Genomic DNA, 3,144 nt, shown 5'->3' on the forward strand with positions numbered 1-3,144 from the left:
CGCTGAATCCATAGGTGCAGGAAGCGAACCCGGGGAAGTGAAACATCTCAGTACCCGGAGGAAGAGAAAGCAAACAGCGATTCCGTCAGTAGTGGCGAGCGAAAGCGGAACAGCCCAAACCGGTTGGACGCGAGTCCAGCTGGGGTTGAGGGGCGCAATGGGGATGACCCGGGAGAGAAGCATCGGTAGGTGAGCCGTCTGGAAAGTCGGACCACAGAGGGTGACAGTCCCGTAACCGAAACCGATGTGTATCTCCTGATTGCGTACCCAAGTAAGGCGGGACACGTGAAATCCTGCCTGAATCTGCGAGGACCATCTCGTAAGGCTAAATACTCCCTAGAGACCGATAGTGAACAAGTACCGCGAGGGAAAGGTGAAAAGAACCCCTGTTAGGGGAGTCAAAAGAACCTGAAACCGCATGCCTACAAGCAGTTCGAGGGCTATGCCGCGCAAGCGGAATGCCTGAGAGCGTACCTTTTGCATCATGAATCGGCGACTTAATGGTTGTGGCGAGCTTAAGGCGATAGCCGGAGGCGCAGCGAAAGCGAGTCCGAAACGGGCGCCAGTCGCAATCATTATAACCCGAAGCCAGGTGATCTACTCATGGCCAGGTTGAAGCGCGGGTAAAACCGCGTGGAGGACCGAACTCATGGAGGTTGAAAACTTCTGGGATGAGCTGTGAGTAGGGGTGAAAGGCCAATCAAACTTGGTGATAGCTGGTTCTCCCCGAAAGATATTTAGGTATCGGCTCGGGAAATTCAGTTCAGGAGGTAGAGCACTGGAACGGCTAGGGGTCCTACCAGATTACCAAACCGTACCAAACTCCGAATGCCTGAAACTGTTATCCCGGGACGCAGTCGGTGGGTGATAACATTCATCGGCGAGAGGGGAATAACCCAGATCGTCGGCTAAGGTCCCCAAGTTCATGCTAAGTGATCACAAAAAGGATGTGGTAGCGCTTTGACAATCAGGAGGTTGGCTTAGAAGCAGCCATCCTTTAAAGATAGCGTAATAGCTCACTGATCAAGCGAGACTGCGCCGAAAATGTATCGGGTCTCAAGCATGACACCGAAGCCACGGGATCCCGCAAGGGATCGGTAGGGGAGCGTAGAACCGGCAGCGAAGCCAGACCGCAAGGACTGGTGGAGTCTGTTCTAGAGCTGATGCCGATATGAGTAGCGACAAAACGAGTGAGAAACTCGTTCGCCGTAAGCCCAAGGTTTCCTGGGGAAGGTTAATCCGCCCAGGGTTAGTCGGGCCCTAAGCCGAGGCCGAAAGGCGTAGGCGATGGACAACAGGTTAATATTCCTGTACCGCCCCGTTGGCGTTGAAGCGAGGGGGGACGGAGAAGGGTAGCGCAGCCGGGTGACGGTCGTCCCGGTTCAAGCCCGTAGGCGGGCCTCATACGATGAAAAGGTGAGGCCGTTAACGCCGAGAGGTGATGACGTGGCCGCAAGGCCTGAAGTGCGTGATCCCATGCTTCCTAGAAAATCCCCGCGTGGAGCTGACGAGGCGCCCGTACCGCAAACCGACACAGGTGGGCGAGGAGAAAATCCTAAGGCGCTTGAGAGAACTCTGGTCAAGGAACTCTGCAATCTACCCCCGTAACTTCGGAAGAAGGGGGGCCCGGCGTCGTGTAGGGACTTGCTCCTGAAGCGACACTGGGTCGCAGATAAATGGCGGTAGCGACTGTTTAACAAAAACACAGGACTCTGCAAACACGTCAAGTGGACGTATAGGGTCTGACGCCTGCCCGGTGCCGGAAGGTTAAGGTGATTCGTCAGGCCGCAAGGCCAAAGCGATGAACCGAAGCCCCGGTAAACGGCGGCCGTAACTATAACGGTCCTAAGGTAGCGAAATTCCTTGTCGGGTAAGTTCCGACCTGCACGAAAGGCGTAACGACTTCCGCGCTGTCTCGACCAGGGACTCAGCGAAATTGAAATAGCTGTGCCGATGCAGTTTACCCGCGGCAAGACGGAAAGACCCCATGAACCTTTACTACAACTTGCCACTGACACTAGGAATTGCTTGTGTAGGATAGGTGGGAGCCTATGAACCCCGGGCGCTAGCTTGGGGGGAGGCAACGGTGAAATACCACCCTGGCGATTTCTGGTGTCTAACCTGGACCCCTCATCGGGGTCGGGAACAATGGCTGGTGGGTAGTTTGACTGGGGCGGTCGCCTCCCAAAAAGTAACGGAGGCGCGCTAAGGTTCCCTCAGCCTGATTGGAAACCAGGCGTCGAGTGCAATGGCATAAGGGAGCTTGACTGCGAGAGCGACGGCTCGAGCAGGTGCGAAAGCAGGTCATAGTGATCCGGTGGTTCTGTATGGAAGGGCCATCGCTCAACGGATAAAAGGTACTCTGGGGATAACAGGCTTATCGCGTCCAAGAGTTCACATCGACGACGCGGTTTGGCACCTCGATGTCGGCTCATCGCATCCTGGGGCTGGAGCAGGTCCCAAGGGTTTGGCTGTTCGCCAATTAAAGCGGTACGCGAGCTGGGTTCAAAACGTCGTGAGACAGTTTGGTCCCTATCTGCCGTGGGCGTAGGAGAAGTGAGAGGATCTGTCCTTAGTACGAGAGGACCGGGATGGACGCACCGCTGGTGTACCAGTTGTCCCGCCAGGGGCATCGCTGGGTAGCTATGTGCGGAACGGATAACCGCTGAAAGCATCTAAGCGGGAAGCCAACCTCGAGACGACTTCTCCCGGGCGCAAGCCCCTGAAGCCCCCTCGAAGACGACGAGGTTGATAGGCCGGAGGTGTACGCGCCGTGAGGCGCTCAGCTGACCGGTACTAATCGGGCGTGCGGCTTGGTCTCCCTCTTCTCAGGTCGTAGACGACCATTGGACGAGGTCGAGATCGAGGCATCGAAACGTGTAGTCCGGGCCACGCGAGGCCCGCTGGAAGACTCTTCTAACCCTTCGTATTCAGCGAGAAGCAGCAGCAGTCGCTTCTCGAGCTCTTTTCCAGGTTTGCGGTGGCTATTTCGGTGGGGTCACACCCGTTCCCATCCCGAACACGGTAGTTAAGCCCACCAGAGCCGATGGTACTGCACCGGAAGCGGTGTGGGAGAGTAGGTCGCTGCCGCATTTTTTTCTTGGCCCGCTGGCGCAATTCGCGCCGGCGGGCTTTTTTCTTTTG

Annotated in this window: 2 rRNA genes (1 of these 2 running past the window's edge); both read left to right on the top strand. The window is 56.5% G+C overall.

What is annotated here, in order from left to right:
• Window positions 1–2,821: ribosomal RNA gene (locus tag MNZ39_RS22890) — 23S ribosomal RNA — on the top strand; it begins 156 nt to the left of the window's first position.
• 155 nt (window positions 2,822–2,976) lie between these two features.
• Window positions 2,977–3,093, top strand: a 5S ribosomal RNA gene (gene rrf / locus MNZ39_RS22895).
• Window positions 3,094–3,144: the final 51 nt, after the last annotated feature.

Source organism: Anaeromyxobacter sp. SG66 (assembly GCF_022690805.1).
Classification (GTDB): domain Bacteria; phylum Myxococcota; class Myxococcia; order Myxococcales; family Anaeromyxobacteraceae; genus Anaeromyxobacter; species Anaeromyxobacter soli.